4 protein-coding genes are annotated in these 4,078 nt (G+C 42.3%); all 4 read right to left on the bottom strand.

Translation table 11 applies throughout. The annotated features are described in order from the left end of the window. Positions 1-662 precede the first annotated feature (662 nt). From Xbud_RS18430 to Xbud_RS18415, 4 genes are read right to left on the bottom strand one after another with little or no spacing between them, the layout of a single operon-like run. Positions 663-1,742 carry a methyltransferase domain-containing protein gene (locus Xbud_RS18430; RefSeq protein ID WP_099137452.1) on the bottom strand — a complete coding sequence of 360 codons (1,080 nt, stop codon included), beginning with the start codon at positions 1,740-1,742 and terminating at the stop codon, positions 663-665. After that, complete coding sequence (locus Xbud_RS18425; protein ID WP_099137451.1) at positions 1,739-1,963, bottom strand: hypothetical protein; 225 nt, start codon at positions 1,961-1,963, stop codon at positions 1,739-1,741. The genes Xbud_RS18430 and Xbud_RS18425 overlap by 4 nt, the downstream gene beginning before the upstream one ends. A 12-nt stretch (positions 1,964-1,975) precedes the next feature. Continuing rightward, on the bottom strand, positions 1,976-2,869 hold the full coding sequence (locus Xbud_RS18420) for a permease (protein WP_099137450.1): 894 nt from the start codon (positions 2,867-2,869) through the stop codon (positions 1,976-1,978). Between the two features lie 50 nt (positions 2,870-2,919). Further along, complete coding sequence (locus Xbud_RS18415; RefSeq protein ID WP_211283554.1) at positions 2,920-3,300, bottom strand: PadR family transcriptional regulator; 381 nt, start codon at positions 3,298-3,300, stop codon at positions 2,920-2,922. Positions 3,301-4,078: the final 778 nt, after the last annotated feature.

The raw sequence follows: 4,078 nt of genomic DNA, 5'->3' as shown, positions 1-4,078 counted from the left end.
CACACGTTGGGTATTTTTGCCAATTTTAAACAAGGTAAAAGTCAACGCGACTGGCTTCAACAAGCCAACGTTATAGGATGTTAAAGTCGAGCATCGCGTACTAATATATCGATTATAAGATTAGAGTATTAGGTCAATAAAAAAATCTCATCTCATACTAGAGTCTTAAGTGATCATAAATCAATGTGTCATCTGATAATCACTAAATTAAGAACCATGCAATTTTAATCTTTTTATAGAGAATTTCTTATTATTAAATAGTGGTTACAGTTGTAGTATACTTAACAGAGCAATTGGGGCTATAGCATTAGGAAATGCACGGCTTGGTTATCTAACCCAACCCCCTACCAAACTGATCAAACCCATTTTGGGTTTAGTCATGGGACTATTAATATCAAGCATGAGAGTTACTTCGTATTTTGCCTCAAGAATTAGACACCTATTTCAAAACTGGTAACTCTCAATCTTTCAAGATTCAATGTTAGATCAAGTGATGACTAATACAAATGTTGCTAGAACCTTAGTGTACCCTATCGGCTCTATTCCACTGGATTCCTGCCCCAATACTCTCTTAACGTGCTATCTTTTCTATTTTCAAAACATTCCCTTATTGTCTCCAGCGTGCAGAAAGATGCACTGTGATTGATAACCTTTAAATATTGTTAACACCCACAACTAGCTCTATCGGAAGCGCTAGATTCAATAGAGAACACGGGCTGCTGATAAGTTCCACACTGGAAAGATCCATAATGTCGAAGCCCTTCGCCGATGACATCAAATAGCACACTATATCGACTTTTTTTTATCATATCAGCCGTATTACGACATACGGGTACAGCACGCCCAGTCTCAAAATAATGACCGATATCTAACATAAAACGGTCGGGCGCTTCAGGAAAATTTCCTTTGTAGATAGCAACTTGACCGTAGTCCTCGCAGCTTCCCTCTAGATCCATCTTAAACAATCGCAAAGTAATAGAATATAATCTTGCTCCCCTAAGCTTAGCCTCAATTATGGGATTAGATATGGTTTTCAATGTCTTGGCAGTAACTCTCACATCGAGAAACCCGGCCTGTCGCGCCAAATGAATAAAATCCTCGAAATACAATGCATCGCCTATGCACTCACCCACGATGAGTGCATCTTGTTTCAAGTCTGGTGCCAGCCGGCGATCTGCAAAAATATCGGCAAAGTAAATTTCCCCTCCCGGCTTGAGTAACTTTGCCATATCAGCCAGTACATCTGCTTTAGTCATTGACAGGTTGATTACGCAATTCGAGACAATGACATCGACACTTTCAGGTGGAAGGTTGAGCTTATCCAGTTCCTCAATATGGCCTTGCAAAAAACTGACATTGCTTTTGGCATAACCAAAGGCTTCACGGTGATGATCGATATAACTCTGAGCGAAAGCGATTTGTTCAGGAGTGGCATCTATACCAATAACACTGCCCAGCTCACCGACTAAGCTGGATAACACAAAGCAATCTCTGCCTCCACCACAACCTAAGTCAAGCACTGTTGCCCCCTCCAGTAACGGAGGGAACGGTATGCCACACCCGTAGAAACGCATCTGTACCTTGGGATGAATTTTCGCTAAAGTGGATTTGATAGTATTGGAAGGTTGCTCTTCCACAGTACAAACGTTAGTAGCTAAATCCCTCTTATCTACTAGCGTATTACCGTAATAATGCTGCACTTTCTCTATTCGTTGGTCAAATTCATATTGTTTCATGCTCATACCTGCTCCCCTTTCTTTGTACGATCCTTCTTCCGCTCAGAATTGGAAGAGCCTAGGCTGTTCTCTCTTTCAGGTTCTATCCGTGTGTCGCAACAGGGTATCGGTTTTACTCCAGCGTCTTTGGTAGGGTCTTCAGAAACTTCTTCGATACGTACCGCACAGCAAGTGGACGCTTTTTGCTTGCCGAACAAACGAGCCAAGAAACTTTTTTTCTCAGACATCTTTCATTCTCCTTACATAAACAACAGGTTGGCGATATAGCCCACGCCGATAGCAACAGTAAAAATGGTTAATACAAAAATACTAACTAAGCGAGGGCGAAAAATAGTGTTAAGCAAGGTTACCTCGGGAATGCTAGCACCTGCACCAGCAATAATCAGCGCTGCGACCGCACCTATGCTCATCCCCTGAGCCTGCAAGGCCATACCTATAGGAATCAGGGTCTCGGCACGAATGTACAACGGTACACCGATGGCTGCTGCGACCGGGACGGCGAATGGATTATCGGTGCCAGCTACATTAGCAATCCACTCGCCCGGTACCACACCGTAAATTAACGAGCCAATACCGGCACCAATCAACAAATATGGCAAGGATGTTTTGAACAAACTGAATGCTGAGTGACCAGCACGGAACAAACGTGATTTGAAGTCTGTGGATTTCAATATGTCGACCTCACCGACCACTCGCACTTTTTTAATGTCTTTTTCCAGTCCGAAAAACTGCCAAATCACACCGACCACAACGGCTAGGATAAAAGTCGATACTGCATAGAACAACGTGAATTTCCATCCGAATAATGTGACCAGCAAGCCCAGAATGACAGGATTCAGAATCGGCGATGAAATCAAAAATGACATGGTAGCGCCAAATGGTGCCCCTGCGTTAAGCAAGCCAACTGTCACCGGAATGGTCGAGCAGGAACAAAATGGTGTTACCGCTCCTAGCCCCGCACCAACAATATTGCCGCGTAAACCACGGCCAGTTAACAAACGTTGGACAGTACTGGCTGGAACATACTCCTGCATCATCGCCACTATAAAGCTGACGATTAAGAATAACACGATCAGCTCTCCGCTAATGATGGCAAAGAACTTCATAGTCTCAGTGAAGGTGTTGAGGTTCATAAGCATTCCCATTCAATGCATAGATGATCTATGTATAAACTTAAAAAAAATCACTTTTGTCGAGTGATATGTGCAGTCACTTCCAGCCATGCCTCGACTGCTACAGCAAAGGCCTCGTTGCCTTTTTCCGTCAGTGTATAGACCTTACGCCCACGACCCGCAACCGTTTCAGTATGTACTGTGACGTAGTTACCTTGCTCGAATTCACGCAAGACTGGATATATTGTCCCTTCGGTCGGCGCACAGCAACCTTTGGTAGAACATTCCACTTCGCGCGCGATTTCGTAACCGTGCATTGGGCGGTTTCGTAATACACTCAAGATGAAGAACTTGGACAAACTCATCTTAATAATGCCGTTCCAATACAAACGGTCGGTGTAATCTACCGGTACACGTTTCACAGCCTGAGGGGAAGTAGTTGATCTAGTCATGCTAGAGATTCTACACCTCGACCACCAATGTATCAAGTCGAATCTCAGCTTTCACATATGTGTAAATTGCGGGAAATTTCGACATACACTAGACTAACAGCCGCTTATAAATAGCAGCACCTTAGTATCGTTCAATTTCTTAGTACCACAACCATAAGTTTCTGCAAACCAACTGAGGCAGTCAATAATCACTAAGTTAAGAAACCATGCAGTTTCAAGCTTTTTATGACTGATTCCTTATCACACCGCAGGAAATTGGGAATAAAATCCTAATATATTAAATAGTAATAATGATTATAGTTTTAAGTGATAAAATTAATAGATTAATAATTTAAGGTGTTAACCTTGATTAGTCGAATAACGAATGGATTGGATTTTTGCACTACGGATAGCCGCCCTTTTCATTAATGATGAAGACCCTAACATGCAAAAAAATGCTTCAAATACTATGTCTAATTCTTTTTCTTACTGGAAAAACTACTAAATCAGCGATGGATAGGAACGCCATTAAATGTATAGGTACAACACTGGCAATGTATAGGGAACCTCTAAAAACTTTTCACAGCCCCAAAATTGAGTAAAATGTAGACACAGTACATCTCTGCAAGGTAGCGCTGTCATGATACCGCCTCGTTCTGCTTTAAAAAAAGACAAGCTGGCATCCGAATATCCCCGTCGAAAAATCGATGAATTAGGTGATCCGCTACTTGTTCTTGATAAGTATGTTGATTTCTCGGCACTGGCTGACACCATAGACCGTGTCGCGCCACGTATTATT

The organism is Xenorhabdus budapestensis (genome assembly GCF_002632465.1).
Taxonomy (GTDB): domain Bacteria; phylum Pseudomonadota; class Gammaproteobacteria; order Enterobacterales; family Enterobacteriaceae; genus Xenorhabdus; species Xenorhabdus budapestensis.
Note: the sequence above shows the minus strand (reverse complement) of the source record. Positions and strands in the feature narration are given on the sequence as shown.

Bases quoted from the DNA above. Each gene is read 5' to 3' on its own strand.
- Xbud_RS18430 (WP_099137452.1), bottom strand. From the start codon at position 1,742: ATGAGCATGAAACAATATGAATTTGACCAACGAATAGAGAAAGTGCAG.
- Xbud_RS18425 (WP_099137451.1), bottom strand. From the start codon at position 1,963: ATGTCTGAGAAAAAAAGTTTCTTGGCTCGTTTGTTCGGCAAGCAAAAA.
- Xbud_RS18420 (WP_099137450.1), bottom strand. From the start codon at position 2,869: ATGAACCTCAACACCTTCACTGAGACTATGAAGTTCTTTGCCATCATT.
- Xbud_RS18415 (WP_211283554.1), bottom strand. From the start codon at position 3,300: ATGACTAGATCAACTACTTCCCCTCAGGCTGTGAAACGTGTACCGGTA.